20 protein-coding genes are annotated in these 18,001 nt (G+C 39.8%); 12 read left to right on the plus strand and 8 right to left on the minus strand.

The features are described from left to right. Positions 1-32 precede the first annotated feature (32 nt). Complete coding sequence (locus tag EFE42_RS01945; RefSeq protein ID WP_123135666.1) at positions 33-683, minus strand: YggS family pyridoxal phosphate-dependent enzyme; 651 nt, start codon at positions 681-683, stop codon at positions 33-35. A 43-nt stretch (positions 684-726) separates the two neighbouring features. Beyond that, the gene (locus EFE42_RS01950; protein ID WP_123135667.1) at positions 727-1,491 is read right to left on the minus strand and encodes a class I SAM-dependent methyltransferase; all 765 of its coding nucleotides are present in this window, start codon (positions 1,489-1,491) and stop codon (positions 727-729) included. 268 nt (positions 1,492-1,759) lie between these two features. Between EFE42_RS01950 and EFE42_RS01955 the strand changes: the two genes are divergently transcribed. The 7 genes from EFE42_RS01955 to EFE42_RS01985 all read left to right on the plus strand — a co-directional run bounded on the left by EFE42_RS01955 (position 1,760) and on the right by EFE42_RS01985 (position 6,732). Continuing rightward, on the plus strand, positions 1,760-2,917 hold the full coding sequence (locus EFE42_RS01955; protein WP_158599175.1) for a thiamine pyrophosphate-binding protein: 1,158 nt from the start codon (positions 1,760-1,762) through the stop codon (positions 2,915-2,917). Between the two features lie 12 nt (positions 2,918-2,929). Beyond that, entirely contained in the window at positions 2,930-3,538 is a 609-nt protein-coding gene (locus tag EFE42_RS01960; protein WP_123135669.1) for a thiamine pyrophosphate-dependent enzyme, read from the plus strand. Positions 3,539-3,644: 106 nt separating this feature from the next. Beyond that, complete coding sequence (locus tag EFE42_RS01965) at positions 3,645-3,989, plus strand: hypothetical protein (protein WP_123135670.1); 345 nt, start codon at positions 3,645-3,647, stop codon at positions 3,987-3,989. A 147-nt stretch (positions 3,990-4,136) separates the two neighbouring features. Beyond that, complete coding sequence (gene thiM / locus EFE42_RS01970) at positions 4,137-4,928, plus strand: hydroxyethylthiazole kinase (RefSeq protein ID WP_123135671.1); 792 nt, start codon at positions 4,137-4,139, stop codon at positions 4,926-4,928. A gap of 26 nt (positions 4,929-4,954) precedes the next feature. After that, positions 4,955-5,626 carry a thiamine phosphate synthase gene (thiE, locus tag EFE42_RS01975; protein ID WP_123135672.1) on the plus strand — a complete coding sequence of 224 codons (672 nt, stop codon included), beginning with the start codon at positions 4,955-4,957 and terminating at the stop codon, positions 5,624-5,626. Positions 5,627-5,630: 4 nt separating this feature from the next. Further along, positions 5,631-5,822, plus strand: a complete 192-nt coding sequence (locus EFE42_RS01980) for a hypothetical protein (protein WP_123135673.1) — start codon at positions 5,631-5,633, stop codon at positions 5,820-5,822. Continuing rightward, on the plus strand, positions 5,812-6,732 hold the full coding sequence (locus EFE42_RS01985; RefSeq protein WP_123135674.1) for a TIGR00269 family protein: 921 nt from the start codon (positions 5,812-5,814) through the stop codon (positions 6,730-6,732). Before EFE42_RS01980 ends, EFE42_RS01985 begins: the two co-directional genes overlap by 11 nt. A 36-nt stretch (positions 6,733-6,768) precedes the next feature. Here EFE42_RS01985 and EFE42_RS01990 read toward each other — a convergent pair whose 3' ends face one another. Further along, on the minus strand, positions 6,769-7,254 hold the full coding sequence (locus EFE42_RS01990; protein ID WP_123135675.1) for an NYN domain-containing protein: 486 nt from the start codon (positions 7,252-7,254) through the stop codon (positions 6,769-6,771). Between the two features lie 229 nt (positions 7,255-7,483). On the opposite strand from EFE42_RS01990, the gene EFE42_RS01995 reads away from it, so the two are divergent. Continuing rightward, on the plus strand, positions 7,484-8,668 hold the full coding sequence (locus EFE42_RS01995; RefSeq protein ID WP_123135676.1) for a NosD domain-containing protein: 1,185 nt from the start codon (positions 7,484-7,486) through the stop codon (positions 8,666-8,668). Positions 8,669-8,793: 125 nt separating this feature from the next. Here the strand turns inward: EFE42_RS01995 and EFE42_RS02000 are convergent, their stop codons facing one another. The 3 genes from EFE42_RS02000 to EFE42_RS02010 form a co-directional block, all read right to left on the minus strand. Next, the gene (locus EFE42_RS02000; protein ID WP_123135677.1) at positions 8,794-9,453 is read right to left on the minus strand and encodes a hypothetical protein; all 660 of its coding nucleotides are present in this window, start codon (positions 9,451-9,453) and stop codon (positions 8,794-8,796) included. A gap of 405 nt (positions 9,454-9,858) precedes the next feature. Beyond that, complete coding sequence (locus EFE42_RS02005) at positions 9,859-10,179, minus strand: hypothetical protein (protein WP_123135678.1); 321 nt, start codon at positions 10,177-10,179, stop codon at positions 9,859-9,861. Positions 10,180-10,476: 297 nt separating this feature from the next. Continuing rightward, the gene (locus EFE42_RS02010; RefSeq protein WP_233564688.1) at positions 10,477-11,493 is read right to left on the minus strand and encodes a restriction endonuclease; all 1,017 of its coding nucleotides are present in this window, start codon (positions 11,491-11,493) and stop codon (positions 10,477-10,479) included. A gap of 181 nt (positions 11,494-11,674) precedes the next feature. Here EFE42_RS02010 and EFE42_RS02015 point away from each other — a divergent pair, with 181 nt between their 5' ends. Continuing rightward, positions 11,675-12,430, plus strand: coding sequence for a tetratricopeptide repeat protein (locus EFE42_RS02015; protein WP_123135679.1), 756 nt, complete (start codon positions 11,675-11,677; stop codon positions 12,428-12,430). 43 nt (positions 12,431-12,473) lie between these two features. Beyond that, the gene (locus EFE42_RS02020; protein WP_123135680.1) at positions 12,474-13,103 is read left to right on the plus strand and encodes a hypothetical protein; all 630 of its coding nucleotides are present in this window, start codon (positions 12,474-12,476) and stop codon (positions 13,101-13,103) included. 132 nt (positions 13,104-13,235) lie between these two features. Here the strand turns inward: EFE42_RS02020 and EFE42_RS02025 are convergent, their stop codons facing one another. Both EFE42_RS02025 and EFE42_RS02030 read right to left on the minus strand, forming a co-directional pair. Beyond that, positions 13,236-14,435: an MFS transporter gene (locus tag EFE42_RS02025; RefSeq protein WP_123135681.1), complete on the minus strand. Its 1,200-nt coding sequence runs from the start codon at positions 14,433-14,435 to the stop codon at positions 13,236-13,238. Between the two features lie 75 nt (positions 14,436-14,510). Beyond that, positions 14,511-15,443 carry a UbiA family prenyltransferase gene (locus tag EFE42_RS02030; protein WP_123135682.1) on the minus strand — a complete coding sequence of 311 codons (933 nt, stop codon included), beginning with the start codon at positions 15,441-15,443 and terminating at the stop codon, positions 14,511-14,513. A 223-nt stretch (positions 15,444-15,666) separates the two neighbouring features. Between EFE42_RS02030 and EFE42_RS02035 the strand changes: the two genes are divergently transcribed. Continuing rightward, a complete protein-coding gene (locus EFE42_RS02035; protein ID WP_123135683.1) occupies positions 15,667-16,968 on the plus strand; it encodes a phenylacetate--CoA ligase family protein in 1,302 nt (433 codons plus the stop codon). Between the two features lie 16 nt (positions 16,969-16,984). Continuing rightward, the gene (locus tag EFE42_RS02040; RefSeq protein WP_123135684.1) at positions 16,985-17,833 is read left to right on the plus strand and encodes a methanogenesis marker 8 protein; all 849 of its coding nucleotides are present in this window, start codon (positions 16,985-16,987) and stop codon (positions 17,831-17,833) included. Positions 17,834-18,001: the final 168 nt, after the last annotated feature.

An 18,001-nucleotide genomic window follows, 5' to 3' on the forward strand; every position in this document is an offset into this window, starting at 1 on the left:
TAAGAAGTCACTTAGTCCGCCGAATAAAATCTTTAATACTCCCGCTCCCCGAATATAGCCGAACCCACACGCACCATTGTAGCTCCTTCCTCGATAGCCACCATGTAATCATTGGACATGCCCATTGACAATTCCTGAATATCGATATTGCCGCGGTTTTCCTGTTTCATTTCATCAAAAAGGGCTTTCATCTTTTGGAAATAGGTACGGGTTTGTTCGGCAGGGACAAAAGGAGGGATGCACATCAGGCCTTCCACGCGGATATTTTGAAGGGAGCGGATTTCGTTTATCACTTCTTTGATCCTGTCCAGCCGGAAACCATGTTTCTGTGGCTCATTGCCTATGTTTACCTGAAGGAAGACCCTTTGTACCTGATCGATATCCCCGGCTCTGCTATCAATGTTATTTATTACTTTCAGGGAGTCGACTGATTGGATGACATCAAAAAACTCAACAGCCTTTTTGACTTTATTTGTCTGCAGGTGGCCTATCAGGTGTGTCTCACAGGGCAGGATTTCCTCGCGTTTATCTTCATATTCCTGAACCCGGTTCTCTCCGATTATGGTAGCCCCGGACCGGATGGCTTCGTTGATCCTTTCAGGTTCTATTGTCTTGGTGACACAGATGAGTGTCCTGTCACCGATCTCCTCGAGAATCCTCTTAATATTTTCATCGACTGGCATTGATGTCCCCGTGATGCTTTATTCAAGATTTGATATATTTAAATCATTCTGATTGTGAATTTTGTTTCTTCTCCAGAATAAAAAACACGTACCCATATTCATCCGGGTATTTGCGGAATAGTTCGATTTCCTTTCTTGAAAAATCGATTACCGATTTAGCTTCCTCATTTTTCCTGTACTTATCTTCAATTTCATCGAGGCGTTTACCAAGATAAGCATAGAAATCATCCCACCAGGCAGATACCGGCAACTTGAACCTGCTTATAATATCGTAACCTGCATCCTCAATTATTCTTTCATTTTCAGGGATGGTCTTTATATCCGGGTAACAATCCTGCCAGAAATTCATCACTTCTTCGGCTGGTGTATCGGTGAAAAGGGCTGCTTCTGTCAGCGCCATAAAACCTCTGTCTTTCAGGAAACCTTTCCAGTATTCAAGCCCCTTTCCAAAACCCATCACAAAGATTGAACCTTCTGCCCATATTACATCGAATTTCTTATCCTTGAGAGGCAGTTTTTCCATAGAGGCACAAACCGTCTCTATCCTGTCAACATTTCCCTCTTTCCGGGCCTTTTTCATCAATTGTTCCAGATATGGCCTGGAAATATCAAGTGCAATTATTTGGCAATTCTCACAGGTTCTTGCAAGATGAAGTGTTTGCATCCCAACACCGCAACCGATGTCAAGTATCCTGGCACCCGTCGCTAAGTTAGGAAGTGAATTGAATGCTTTTTCAGTGCATTCGTCACTTCCCGGACCCTGACGTGGTAAACCACTACATATCTCGAAAATTGCTGAATTTTCCATATGTATCAGTAAAGACAATCAATAAAAAGTTTTTATGCTCAATTTCTTCTTTTTGAAGGTATTATTGCTAAACCCACAGGAAAAATTATCATTCATTAGTAGCAACATTGTTTCGGCATATAATTATCAGACTTGCAGCTATTGATAATTCGAGGGGAGATGTTTGCCTCTTATGCAAGGGAAATTCATTGGTTGGAGTTCCCTGCATTTGATAAATAATTCTGTCACATGAATGCTACATATAACAGGGGAATTTTGGAGGAAATACATGGCAAAATACAGATGTTCGGTTTGCAACTGGGTTTATGATGAGGAGGTTGAAGGACAGGATTTTGATTCACTGCCTGATGACTATACATGTCCGGTATGCGGGGCTCCCAAATCCGCTTTTGTTCCTGAAGGCGGGGAAAAGGAAGATGAATCGGTAGAAACGACTGTTGCCGACAAGATCGTCGAACAACTTGAAGCCTTCGGTGTCAGGTTTGTCTATGGGATTCCCGGGGATTCCAACCTGCCCCTGATAGACTCCATCCGCAGGAGTGACAAAATAAAATTCATTCTCACAAGACACGAAGAGACCGCTGCTTTCATGGCTTCTGCACATGGGAAGATCACCGGCGGGCTGGGCGTCTGTATCTCCATAGCGGGCCCAGGTTCTACAAACCTTATCACCGGTTTAATGGATGCTGCTACCGACAGGAGTCCGGTGCTTGCCTTTGCCGGTCAGGTGGCAGAGGTCTATCTTGGAAGTGAGGCCTTCCAGGAGATCGACCAGATAGAACTGTTCTCTCCCTTTGCTGAATTCACAGAAACCATTGCCCGGGAGAACCAGGCGCTCGGTCTGGTCACAAGGGCTACTAAATATGCCTTCAAAAAGCCCGGTGTTGCGGTACTCAGCACACCGACAGACATCCTGGCAGGCAAACTTAGCGGGGATGTATATTTCGCTGAAAAGAGGCTGGTTTCAAACCAGACCGCTCCAAGACCTGAAGATGTGGAAAAGGCTGCGGAATTGATCAACAATCACGAGAAAGTCACTCTCTTTGCAGGCTGGGGCTGTCGTCACAGTGGTGAATTGCTAACACAACTCTCACAAAAAATCAAAGCCCCCATTGCCACTACATCCAGGGTCAAGGGCGTGGTACACGAAACCGATCGTTATAGTCTGGGTGTACTTGGTTCCATAGGTTCAAAACATGCGGCAAAAGCTGTACAAAACAGTGAACTTATAGTTATCATAGGTTCGGGTTTCAGACAGGCCAACCTTGTTCCTTCAGGAATCAGGATTGTCCAGATAGATATCGATCCGACCAAGATCGGAAAGACCTTTGATGTCGATGCTCCTATTGTCGGGGATGCGGATCTTGTACTTAAAGACCTTCTCCCCATTGTCGATGAAAAGGAAGAAATCACTGAGTTTTTATAGCGCATCGATCGGATGAAAAAGGAGCATTATGAGGAACTAGAAACTGATGCACAGGACCTCTCCATACCTGTAAATCCCGGTTATGTTGTACAGGCCATTAAACGCCATGCAGACACTGATGCTATAATTTGTGTAGATGTGGGCGACCATACCTACTGGTTCTACAAGAAATTCATGTGTGAAGGCCAGAAAACATTAATGTGTGCCAATATTGCCAGTATGGGATTCGGACTGCCTGCAGCCCTTTCGGCAAAACTTGATAATCCTGACAGGCAGGTAATATGTGTCACAGGAGATGGCGGGTTTGGAATGCTTATGGCTGATTTCACCACTGCTGTGCGTGAAGAGCTCGGGATCAATGTCATTGTCTTTAATGACGGCAAACTCAAGAACATAAAAAAGGAAGAATTAAGGTCCAGTTATCCTGAATTTGGTGTTAGTTTCCCCAATCCCGATTTTGCGGAATATGCAAAAACTACCGGAGGCGAAGGTTACAGGATAGAAGACCCGGCAAAACTTGATAAAGCTCTTGAAGAAGCATTCAAATCCACCAAACCCTCTCTTATCGATGTGGTTGTAGACCCGGATAAGACTGCTGCAAGTACTAAAAGAGTGGATTAAATATAACAGTGATTCTGCCGGCTTTATGCTGTCCTGCCGGCAAAATCCATTTTTTGGAGTTGGTAAAACGCACCTTTTTAACCAATAATTCCCAAAATGGAACTATATGGCACGTAAACTAGATGAAAAAGACATAGATTTACTGAAAAAACTTGCTCCTGAGTGCATTGATCTGGAATGCAGTAGTTCAGGTGTCAATTTCAAGTCAATCCTGCCACCGGTTGCAAATCATTTTTCCAGAGATATATCTGATTTTTCCCATCGTCTGGAGTCGCTTTCAGGAAAGGAACTGGAATATCTGCTGGACCTGATAAAAGATGGCAGGGAAAGTCTTGGTTGCTTGAGACCGGATTATGTCATGGCTTTTCAGGAAATAGTTGCCAGTAGGGCGGGAGATGAACAGGCTGGTGAAATTATCAGGATTTATACTGCTAATAATATTTGTGAATAAATTGTACAAAGCCAATAGACCTGCAAGGTTTGGTCTGTTGTCTTAATCCTTTTTCGTTCATCTGGTTGACGTAAGGTTTATTAGATATTATGCAACATCTATTCACGATTGTGAAAAAGATTGACGGGAATTTTACGGAGGAAGGCAATGAAGGATGCATTAAAAACACTGAGAGAAACAAAACCATTGGTTCATCATATTACCAACTGGGTTACAATTTATGACTGTGCAAATATAACAAGGGCGTTTGGTGCTCTTCCCGTAATGGCTCATGCTGTAGAAGAATGTGCTGATATGACTAAAATTTCCTCTGCTCTTGTACTTAATATCGGAACCCTGACTTCTGAACTTATCGAATCCATGATAATTTCGGCAAAGGCTGCAAACGAAAAACAAATTCCCGTGGTACTTGATATAGTAGGAGTGGGTGCAACTCAATTCAGAAACCAAATGGCTGCAAAGATCCTTGACAGTGCTCATGTTGATATCATTAAAGGCAACTATTCTGAGATTGCAAAACTGGCAGGTGAAAATGCCCGGACAAAAGGAGTTGAAGCAACTTCTATCAATGCTGATTCCGGCTGGCTTGCAAAGAATTTAGCCACATCAAGGTCATGTACTGTTGTGATGACCGGCAAAGAAGATATAGTCAGTGATGGTTCAAGGATATTTTCCATAAAAAACGGCCATTCAGAAATGGGTTCAATTGTGGGCACCGGTTGCATGGCTGCTTCAATAATAGGTTCATTTGCAGCCCTGAACGATGATTTCTGTGATGCAGCAATAGATGCTTTGACTTTCTTTGGGGTTGCCGGGGAACTTGCGGCTGCCAGGTCAAACGGCAGTGGCAGTTTCAAGATGCATTTGTATGATGAAGTGTCCGGGCTTACTGATGAAAAAGCAGGACCTATGACAAATATTGAGAGTATTGATGGCTGAATTATAGATTTATGAGGGCTCCATTTATGCCATTCTGGAAATCTTTGCTTAATGATATCGATTTCTATCTTGTGACAGATTCCGGCCTATCCAGGAAAGGTACATTGTCCGATGTAAAATGTGCAGTAGCGGCCGGGTGTAAGATTGTCCAGTATCGTGAGAAAGACAAGACCACAAAAGAGATGATTGAAGAAGCAATCCTGATCAGGAAAATATGTGGTGACAATGCCATCTTTCTGGTAAATGACCGTATCGATGTAGCCCTGGCTGCAGGGGCTGATGGAGTGCATATCGGACAGGACGATATGCCGATTGATCTGGCGCGGAATATCCTGGGTGAAAATAAGGTAATCGGCCTTACAGTCCATGATACAGATGAAGCAATCGAGGCAGAAAGAAAAGGGGCTGATTACGTGGGTTTCAGTCCGGTTTTTGACACTACTACTAAAAAGGATGCAGGTATGGGTGTTGGACCTGAAAGGATCCAGGCAGTGAAAACGACAATTGATGTTCCGATTGTTGCCATAGGAGGTATCAATAAAGACAATTGCATTTCAGTGGTTGAAAATGGGGCTGATAGTTTGGTTGCTATTTCCGCAATAGTTTGCAGTGATGATGTCAGGAGAGAAACAGAGTATTTCATTGCAACTATCCGGAAAATAAAGCAAAATCCCTCAAACAGAGTTAATGTGAAGTGATAAAATGATCCTGCATTTATCGGACAATTCTATAGAAATCCGGGCTGATAGTATACCGTTGAAAGATGTACTGGAAATGGCAGATATAAATCCTTTATCTGTTATCGTAGCAAGGGAAGGAACCGTAATACCAGTCGAAACGACTGTATATTCTGAAGATACCCTAAAAGTATATCGGATATCCCATGGCGGCTGAAACACCTCTTTTATGCAAGACCTGTGGAGCAAACGCAGTATCAGGAGGGGAAAATCTCCTTTGTGCAATTCATTTCTGTGAAATGGTAGAAAAGAAAGTCAGGACACATATTGCAGATCAAAACCTTATTCTGGATAATGAACATATAGCAGTTGCATTGTCAGGGGGTAAGGATAGCACAGTTCTTTTGTATATCCTGTCTGAAATACTTCCAGAATATGGGGGAGTGAAACTTACTGCTATTACGGTTGATGAAGGAATACCGAATTACAGGGAAGAGACCCTTGCCTATGCACAGGAACTTGCAAATTTTTTGAATATTGAACACAGGATAATATCCTTCAGGGAAACGTTTGGTGGACCCCTACCCAGCCTTTTGAAAAAAAGAAATGTTTCAGCGTGTACTCTTTGTGGTGTTCTACGGAGAAAAATACTGGAGCAGGAAACCTTTAGCATGGCTGTCCCCAAACTTGCGACAGGACATTCTCTGGATGATGAGGCGGAAACCGCCATGATGAACATACTTACCGCAAATATAGATGCAATAATTAATACTGCATCCCCGAATTCCGGTAAGGAATCAGTGAGGATAAAGCCTCTTTCAGTTTTAAATGAGTATGAAATTGCATTATATGGAATCCTCAAAGGCATATTTCGTGAGTTTCCAGAATGTCCTTATGCAGGACCTTCGCTTCGTGCAGAAGTCAGACAAATGTTTTTGAATATGGAATCAACATATCCAAATATAACCGGGCAGTTTGCGAATAATTATAACTCATTACTATCTTCGATAGCAAATGTAGAGAATCCGTCTGGTAAAAGTAAAAAAGAGTGCAATATATGTGGTGGTCCCACATCAGGTGACATCTGTCGCGCCTGCATTTTGGTCGACGCAAAAAATGATTTTTAAAATCAGCCAGTTTCATGGAAAAATATATGGCTTTATTCACCTATCGAGTAACATTCTTCTTTCAATTGGATAATGGGCTATAGCGGCGTTGATAAGTTCTTCGGCTGTACTTTCTTTAAAAGAGTGGACTTCAACCCGTACCCCAATAGCTTTCAGGTGGTTTATCAGATCGACAAAATCGCCATCTCCACTTACAAGCACAATGGTATCTACTTTGGGTGCAATTGAAATCGCATCAATTGCGATCCCCATATCCCAATCCCCCTTGGTGGAACCATCAGGTCTTACTTTCAGGGCCTTGCTTTTTACTTCCCAACCAATTGAACCAATAAAACTCTTAAAGCCTGACTGGTCGATATCCGGGGTTTCTACAAGATAGGCTATTGCTCTTGTCAATTTTCTTTCCATTACGACAGCATGTAAAAGTTTTTCATAATCAAGTCTTCCGTAATGGATATTTCTGGCAGAATAGAACATATTCTGCACGTCTACAAAAACCGCTAATTTTTGGCTGCTAAACATGGATTACCTATAATATTTTATGTTTAATTATTTATTATCTTTCATTCTGTTTTGGAGTAATGTTTTTACTGTTTTTTATGTTTCATAATATAAAAAATAAAGGTTCAAATTTATTTGTTGCGTACCATTGGTTAGTACCTGTAGTTCTGAAGATTTATACATATAGACGACTGTATAATAGATTAAGGATAAAACATGTTGAATACAAGTCTCAATTGGGGGTAAAGGTATGCATATCAAACATTTGTTTGTCAGCTTGATAGCACTTGCATTACTTTCATCAGCAGCAATGGCAGTTGAAATCATTGTAGATGACAGTGGTGGCGGGAATTATACAACAATTCAGGATGCTGTAAATGCAGCAAATGACACTGACGTGATTATTGTCTATCCAGGTACATATAATGAAAATGTGGATGTGAACAAATCAGTAATCATTATCTCACATTCCGGGAACCCGGATAATACTAAAGTTCAGGCGGCTTCTTCAGCAGACCATGCTTTCAATGTGACCAGGGATAACGTGACAATCAGTGGCTTTGAGATAACAAATGCTGCAGGTACTTCTAAGGCTGGAATATTTCTTGATGCTGTCCAGCACAACACAATAAGTGACAATAAACTATCTAATAATAATTATGCTGTCTTCCTCAATGAATCCAGCAACAATACGCTGACCCGCAATATCGTATCCAACAGCAGTTCATCGGGTATTCAATTGGTAGATAGTGGTAGCAATGTTGTTTATGACAACTATTTCAACAACACAATTAACATTCAGATGTCCGAGAGTGCTGGCAACTCCTGGAATATCGCAAAAACATCAGGTCCAAACATTGTAGGCGGGCCTTCCGTTGGTGGTAACTATTGGGCACATCCTGATGGTACAGGACATAGTGAAACCTGTACAGATGCAAGCAATGATGGCTTTTGTGATTCATCTTTTTATATCACTGGCAGTGATATTGATCATCTTCCTCTTACGGCCAGTCCAGCCATTGATATCGAAAAACATACCAATGGTGAGGATGCTGATGAGAGAAACGGCCCGTACATCAGGTGGAATTACGAGGTCAGATGGGATTTCTACATCAGCAATACCGGCAATGTCAACCTGACAAATGTTGTGGTAGAAGACAATAAATGTGGTATTGTGGGTACCATTCCCTTACTTATGCCTGGGGAATCTGTGCAATTCACAGAGACGACTTCGGCATTGCTGGGTCTGCAAAAGACCAATGCAACAGCCACCGGGACGCCAACAATAGGTCCAGATGTAATGGACTATGACCGCAGTTACTATTTTGGGCATGATTCACAGCCGGCTTTCGATATCCCGACTGCCCAACCGTTATTGACTGCGGGCTTCCTTGGTATAGCAGTTGTAATGTTTATGAGAAGAAAACGCAAATGAGCAGGGCCTTACATCTTTATATTTTTTGAAGTCTCCCGTTTTATGGTCAGGTATTACATTAAAAATTCAAGTATGTCTGGTGTATGGGAAAAATGAAAGGGGAATATTTCCTCTTTTATTACTTATCATCGAATGAAGAATGAGAAAATCCTGTCGATCATGCTCTGTCCGACTCCTTTCCCATTATTCCCCGGATTCTTATCTTTCTTATCCTTTTTGTCTTTTTCATCATCAACATCTGTATTTTCTTCAAAATTCTGCTCGCCGCCACAATCGATACAGCAGGGTGTATAGTTGAAATAGGTTGCCCAGTTGTTACCATCGAAGTCTTCACCGTCTGCCCAGGCAGTTTCACTTACGTCCCACACATTCTTCTTATCGTCACTTGATGGGCTTACAACTACTGCATGGGCTGCAATGAACGTCTCATTACAGGAATCCAGAGGTACTTCGTATGTTACCTGTTCCCGGTAACTTTCCCATTCATCCTTATATGTGAACTGACCGGGTATCGGGTTCCCATTTTTTTGTTGCAGTTCATTAGGGTCGTCGGCTACTTCCAGATGTGTCTCTGCTATTCTCCAGGGCTCATCCACTTCATAGGTTATTCTGAGAGTCGTCTGGTTCTCTACACATATTTCAGACAGGTTTACTATTCCTACGTCTATATGTTGCCCTGCATAAAGCGTAACAGTTTTCTGACAGTCATCTTCAGCAAGAACGCCGGTTACAGACATTGTCATAAGGGCAATGAACACTATAAATAACTGAATTTTTAGTTTCATAATCTCATACCACCTTTACCTCTATTGAGCTGTAGAAGGCAATCCATTGAATGGATTCAGCTCATATCGCACCATAATGGTATAAGCTGACAAGATATAAATAAATATATAGATTATAATAAAATTATATTTACGAACTTTTTACTAAGATATAGTTCTTCTTGAAATTGTCTTTTGGATACCGGACAACGACCTATATACGTCAGGAAACCAATTTGGTATTAATGAAAGTACTATCCGGCCTTTTTAGGGAAACACTGATGCAATGGAATGAAGATGACGGTATAACCAGTAGTGCGGCTCTTTCATCTTTGTAGCGGAGATGATCAATGTACGCTCAAAGAGTGCCAACAGTAACAAATCTGCTTAAAAAAAAGAGATAGCAAGATGTTTGCCATCTGAAAATCAGATGTAATCATACTTTTTCAGGATAGTTTGCAAATCCATTATCAGGTCACCGCTTTTTTTGGCATCTTCTATTTCCTGAAGTAACAGCTGTATCAATTTATCTGCATCCTGGCATTTTTTGTAATACTCGGGATCCAGAAGGACATCTTCAGGGATTTTTTTGCTTTTAACCACCCTGTGCAAATCATTTGTATATATTATTGTCTGGTCACAATAAATTCTCAGGAATCGTGCATTGCTTCCTTCTACTTTTTTATATATTGTCCTGATATTGTCAGAAGCCAGATATTTGCCTTCTTTTACTTTTATCCATACCATATTGATGAGCCCTGGACGGTACACATTATTTCAACTAAATATAGTTTTTTAAGAATAATTAATAATGAAAAATGGTATTTTAGCCAGCAAGTGATTCAACCTGATAATCATCGCTTTTTGCCAATGAAATAGTAAGCTATAGCTCCAAGTACATTAAACAACAATGATTCTCCATCTCAAAAAAAAGGAATTTGGGTTAATTGAAAGCCAAGGGAGATATAAAGGGCATACCAAAGGCGGTTTGCTATTTGATCAGCATACAGAATAAATAATATTATAATATTAAAATATATTTTATTAACTCCTAATTTCCCTTCTTTTAATTATGTATACCAGAGATACAACGATATTGATCAACCCAAGAAAACCTCCTATAACCCATACCGCAGTCTTTGGATCCCATTTTAAACTATTATTTTTTACATATTGAATATCATAGTAAAGTGATAGTGGAAGGCCAAAACCTCCTACAATTACAGCTAATACCCTTATTGTACTTGGAATAAATTCTATCACATTCATTGGAATTAAAGTGAATGAAAATATATTTAGTATTGTGCAGATTATGATACCATAATACCAATTCTCAGAAAAATATGGTTTTTGCGAAGAATACTCATGCTCTTTTATAGAAGTGGTTGTGGAGGTATTATTCTGAAATCCACAATCAGGGCATAATTCATCGGTATTTGTGAATTGATTCGTTTTATTCTCAAATGTCAGTTTATTCCTTGATTCTGAATCACTTTTTATTTGATTTTCTAATGAAGGATTCGATTGATTTTGAACTTCATTAATTATTTTTATAATATTATCCCTATCAATCAGTTCGACATTATTAACATTGCCCAATTGGATTGCAGAATCGGTAAAGTAATTATTAGTGACCACAGAACACCTGTTACAATCATACAATGCCTTTGAAGAAACAACTTCCTGTATAGCTTTGTTTGATACTTTACTCCTATAACATTTTGTTTGTACGGCAATTTTATCATTATCTCTTGATATGATTAAATCTGCTCCTTGGTCTCCTGATAGTGGAGTATATTGTACCTCATATCCCAAGTTTCGGTAAAGGTTACCAACATATTTTTCAAATTTATAACCATCCATAAAATCAATTTCATTTAGTGATTCAGTTGGTAGTGTTGGTGATTCACCGTCATGAGAATATAGTATCACCACACCTAATATAATGCACACTACCCCCATCAGGAAAAGAAATAAAAAAAATATAACATGAAGTAGGCCTAAATATCCTATAGTAAAAACTAATAAAAATCCTACAATAATTAATGAAATCGCTGACACTTCTACATCTTCAGGGGTATATTTCTTTTTACTAATTATTATAACCTCAAAAAAAAGATAAAATTAACGATATTTAAATATTTTTAATAAAACAAAGCCTTATGTCTTATTTCTTATGATTGTCCTTATCGTAATAGTTTTTCAAAAGTGTTAAATAATTGAACTCATTTAAATTATATATATGTCCAATAGAAGATTTTATCCGAATACTGGCTATTTTGAACTTTCACCAGGGGAAATATCTGGTTCAAAAGCAGACATATCTGGTTTGTTATTTTCTATGGATTCGCCACATAGAAAATCAAATAGTTCTCCTACTTCCACTCAATATTTTGAAAAAGGATATTCTTTGTTGAATAAGGGACACTATAAAGATTCTATCCCTTACTTCAATGAATCATTAAAAATAGATAGTCAATTTGTTGCAAGTTTGTTGTATAAAGGATTTGCCCATTTTAAAATGTCACAATACAAAGAAGCACTTGATGCATATGACAAAGTGCTAAATATAGATACAATTGATTCAAATTATGCCAAATCATATCTTGGTCAGGGTAAAGTCTATGCCTATGAAAATTTTGACCATGACGATATGTATGACCCAAAAAGGGCACTATATTGTTTTGAAAGGTCGATTGAGTTATATTCAAAATCTGTAGAATGTTGGATTGAGCTGGTTGATATTTATATCAAGTTGGAACGTTTTGATGATGCAATAAAGGCTACACAGCAATCTTTAAAGTTAGGTTCCAAAAATCCAGATGTTTGGATGGCAGCGTCCTCTTTCTATGAATTTATGAGTATAAAATGCACGGAAAAAGCTTCTGAATTGAATCCAACCAATGAACTTATCCAAGAACGTTTGGAAATCAAGGATGAAAATAATATATGGTTAGATATGAATTATTTTTTCTATGTGCGTTCCAACGAAAAGTAAAATATAATTTATACTTTTCTACAAAAAATAGAGGTAGGTAAACATGAACAGACATAAATTATTGATTATTGCAATGATATCCATATTCTGTGTAACCATATTATCATCTGGTTGTTCCATGAATACAAACGATAATCTCAACCAAGTACAAAATTTTGATAAGATTATCTTTAAAGACCAAGATAAGTTGTATAACTTATATGAAGAAATTGAATCAAAAAAAGATTATCGTGCTTTTGCAGGTGAATCAAAAAAAGATTATGCTGATGCAGAAGAATATACTGAATATTCAGAAGATGCAATTTATCACCTAAGAGAATATGGTAATTTTCTTAAAGAAAATAAAAATACATTAGAACAGGACGGAGTCGACACATCAACTAAATTCTACAACGTTTCAGAATGTTACAGGAATATACTTTCTATGGATGCTGAAATTTTAAATGTAATTCATAATGAATACGCTTGGGAAATGAAAACTGATTTTAGTGTACCAGGGTACAATAAATATATGGACTTTTCAGTAGTAGCTATACACCATGTTGAAGAATATGAATATTTTTTAAGAAACAATGAAGAAGAATTAGAAAAAAGCGGAGTCGATGTCTCTGACTTATTGATTACAATTTCATCATACAAGCAAGATATAAAATACGTGAGGAACAATATGTAATTCATAAGTAGAGTGTATATAAAGAGAGAATACTGTCAAACTTGGGGTGCACTATGCACACTGATGATAATTGGGCTGCATTTTATGGATCAGTTACCAATCTTAAATTGAATTATTTTTTTAAAAGCATGCTTAAAATGCTCCTTCTTGGCATGTTTCTGTACGAATCCCCTTCAGTATTAGCAACCCTGAAATTAGTATCAATATCGCACATATATGGAAGGGTGTTTCGAAGGAGACATAGCCGGCCAGTATTCCCCCAAACAGGGGTCCGGTTGCCATGCCTGCCGCCTGAGCACTTGTAATTATGCTTATCCGTCTGCCTGTTGAATGCCCGCCTGTCATATCCACTGCCAAAGCCATCAAGGGCGTTTCAACTGCGGCCATTGATATTCCCTGCATGATCCGCAGTATTATTAGCTCTTCAATATGTATTACATGTCCCAATCCGATAACAATCAGGGCATTTATGGCAATACCTGAGATAATTATCCATTTGCGTTCTATGCGATCGGACAGAATTCCCATTGGTGTCTGGAAAATAATACGGGATATTACATAGGCTGAAACTGCCAGGCTGAGGAAAAACTCCCCTGTCTGAAGCCTCTGCTGGTAGGCCGGTAGAAGGGAAAGGACGATGGTAATCCCTACCATCATCATGAAAATTGCAACTGCGAGAATATAGTACTCCTTCTGGTTTGCATGGTCCGCCGTTCCCGGTTCTTCTGGTTGTGGTGGAGGTGCTGTTTCTTTTACGAAAAATTGCACCAATAACAAAGTTGCCAGTACAAGAAGTCCACATATATAGAAACCAACATCAAAGTTTGATATCGCCAGTATACCCCCGGCGATGATTGAACCTATTCCAAAAGCAAAACCCCTCAGGCTTGAGTATATCCCGATTGCCTGGCCCCTTACAGATGAGGTGGAAAGATGGGTAACCATTGCTACAATCGCAGGAACTGTAGCTCCAATGGCAATTCCCTGTATAATACGCAGCAAGGTCAGGCTCTCAAGTGAGGAAGTATAGGGATAGGATATACAGAGAAGGGTGTAAATGACATATCCCACAACGAGAAAATCCTTTCTTCTGTTGAGTCGGTCACTCAACCGGCCCATAAAAGGCTGGGATAGTGAGTTTGCAATTCCAAAAGCTGCAGTTGCAATCCCCGCTTTCAGTACTGCAGGCATCTCTGCTATTATTCCTACATCAAGCCTGGCAGCATACAGAGGTATAAAAAACAGTAGCATACCAGTTGCCAAATCTTTGAATAGCTTGGAAAAAGACAAGATATAGAGCTGCTTGTTTATGGAATTATGGTCGTTTCTCATATTTGTTTCCGGTTATCTATAGGCTAATCATAGTAGTTAATGTACGTTTAAAGACTTCCGGAAAAACTTGCTGGTTTATATGAGATTAAATGATGTATTCAGAAGTTGTATGCATATATTACCCGATTGCATAAGGCCCGCCCAAAGAATGGGTTCTCCTGCTGCCAGCAGGTAGTGCGAGGTAACATTTTTCTCCGCTTTTATGTCTTTTATGTAACTATGTCCATAAAAAAACACAAGTAATATCATCATCGAAGCTGCCGGGATAATGCCGGCAAGTATTCCATATGCAATTACAATTATCGTTAAAAGGTTCAGTACGTTCAGCATATTGAGAAGTTTTTCTGAATTTCCTTTCATACATACCGGAATTGTCAACAAACCTTTTTTCTTATCCCCTTCTGTATCTCTCAGATCAAATAGGATCTGTATCTTAAGCATTCTTAAGAAAATAAATGCGGAAAGCAAAATTGCAGCGCTTGTTATTGGCTGGGAGTAATATGCCAGGAGAAGGAAAACCAGCAATGCCCAGACAGCCGAAACAAAAAAATTCTTAAATGCAGGAATGAAACGTGTTAAATTCTTGAAGCATGAGTGGTACAACAATCCTAACACGAGGATGGAAAATCCGATAACCATGTTTATGATATCGCTCCATATAATATATATGGCACTCATGGCAAGCGTAGCGCCACAAATGGTCAGTGCAATCCTTTTCCGGTTATCATCTGCATTTATATAAACCGATCTTTCTGAGTTTGTCTGTTTATCTTCTTCTGCTCCAGTTGTGTAATCATAGAAATATATTGCATAAAACATAAGATAGATAGCAACCAAGAAATCCCAGCTTATAAATATGCTACAAAAGATCGAAGCCATGTAGACAACCCCAACGGCGCCAGCTGCAAATAAATGTCCTCCATATATGAACTCCTTCCAGAGGTTTTTTTCGATTTTTGAAATTTCTATATCAGGAAAGTGCCGCTTTCTTCGTACTACTTGCTCCATACTGAGGAATAGTTATGTGCATCAATGTAAATTATATGGTAAAGAATAATTAAATTATGTTCATAATATCGGCATAAGCTCATATTTATGAATTATATATTATTAATTATGACCATATAAATACAGTAAATTCCATATCTGGACGAACTTTCGCCTGTTATATTTCACATGGTAAATCTTTATAAATATTGAATCCAATCAAAAACGAAAGGGTGATCCACCGATGAAATACTGGCAGCCAGAATATGAAACCATGAAAAAAGATGAAATGCGCCAATTACAGTTAAAACGACTAAAAAAAACGGCTGCAAGCGTCTATGGAAGCGTTCCTTTCTACAATGACAAATTTAAAGCACTTGGTGTCTCCCCTGAAAATATCAATTCAGTTGATGATATCACAAATCTTCCCATAACAAAAAAACCCGATCTCCGTGCCAACTATCCTTTCGGCCTTTTCGCAACTCCTAAAAAAGATGTGGTCCGTATCCATGCATCCTCAGGAACCAGCGGGAAACCTACTGTTGTCGGATATACTGAAAATGACATCCATACATGGGCAGATATGATGGCCCGCGATCTTAATATGACAGGAGTTGAACCGGACGATGTTTTCCAGAATTCCCTGAATTATGGCCTTTTCACCGGCGGACTTGGCTTCCATAACGGTGCTGAAAGGCTTGGTGCAATGACCGTTCCTGCCGGTACCGGCAATACTGCCAGGCAACTTGAAATGATGCAGGATTTTGGAGTAACTGTAATTAATTGTACTCCTTCTTACGCTCTCTATCTTGCTGAAACCGCAGAAGAGATGGATATTCTGGATAAACTCTCATTACGTATAGGCACCTTTGGAGGAGAACCCTGGTCATCCAACACACGAAAAGATATTGAGAATGTCTTTGGAATGAAGGCTTATGATTCCTATGGTTTATCTGAACTTATCGGTCCCGGGGTTGCTTTTGAGTGTGAAGAACAGGATGGATTACATATATGGGATGATCATTTCCTTGTAGAGGTACTGGATGCGAATGGCGAACAGGTGGCTGAGGGGGAAAAAGGCGAACTTGTCCTGACATCCCTCACCAAGGAAGCCTTCCCCGTCATACGCTATCATACAGGTGATATTACCCGATTGCTTGAATCCGAATGTGCATGTGGGAGAACCAGCACTCGAATTTCCCGTATAATGGGCCGGGCAGATGATATGTTAATCGTACGCGGGATCAATATATTCCCATCCCAGATAGAGGATGTACTTGTGGGTATCAATGAGATTACCGATCAGTTCCAGATACTGCTCAAACGTAATGCACATAAGATGGATGAAATTACTGTCAGGGTGGAACTTTCAGACAATGCTTTTACAGGGGAACTGAAAGATCTGGCTGCTGTTAAAAAACATGTTGAAAATGAACTTAAAAGTGTACTGAATATACGCACCAATGTTGATCTTGTGGAAAAAGGTACTATTCCTCGCACTACTGGAAAAGCAAAACGAGTAATCGATCATCGTGAAGCACTCTAAAAGGAAGTGTAAATATATGCCACATGTAATGGAATTGTTGGGGAAGACCCGGATTGTTGTACGGGATGGCAAAGTCATCGAGGTTGGGGAGCCTACCGTTAAATGGTGTCCCATTTTTGATAAGGTGCGTGGGATCAAGGAAATTACTCCAGAAGCTGCCCGGGAAAATATGGAATTCCGGATAAAGGATTTTGGTCTTTTCACACCCGAAAGGAAGCTGGAGCAGGATGTTTTCGTGGGATTCGGTGCTTCTGAAGTCATGATGACCGGCCTGAACCGGGACATGCTTGATACAACTGTCACCGTGTGCGATGGAGCGGGTACTGTGATCACAAACAACCCTAAACTTGTACAGGGAATGGGTGCCCGTATCTCAGGACTGATTGAAACAGAACCCATTGATGCTGTAATTAATGGTATCGCAGAAAAGGGTGGAATTGTACTGGATACGGCCACTGCTGAAATAAACCCTGAGGGAGGCGTATTGAAGGCAGCTAAGCTGGGATACAAGAGAATTGCAGTAACTGTGGTCCATTCCAAAAATGCGGCACGCTTGAGACAAATTGAAGCTGACGAAGAATTGGACCTGCTTATCATTGCAGCACATACCACCGGTCTGGGAAAAGAGGAATCAATGGAACTTTTCCAGCATGTTGATATTACAACTGGATGTGCTTCCCGCCAGATACGTGAATCAATAAAACCTCTTGCACAGGTAGGTACGGCAGTACCGCTTTTTGCATTAACACAAAAGGGTAAGGAAATGCTGCTTGAGAGGGCAAAGGAAGTGGACTCCCCCGTCCTCATAAATACAATGCCCCTGCCGGTGTTACCGGAACATAAACAGCCCCGGGAACTTGTCTGAATTATTCAAAGGAAGTAAGTCAACTACCCCTCCCTTACGACAAGGGGCTTGAATGTCAATTAAGCATTCGTCTGGGTGGCTGACAAGCACCCCTGAGATTCCAGGATATACCTGTAATCTCGTGTTTTGTGTTCAATATTCATTGCACCAATTAGGTCGGCATTGTTT

Source organism: Methanohalophilus sp. RSK, from assembly GCF_003722075.1.
In the GTDB taxonomy this organism is placed as follows: domain Archaea; phylum Halobacteriota; class Methanosarcinia; order Methanosarcinales; family Methanosarcinaceae; genus Methanohalophilus.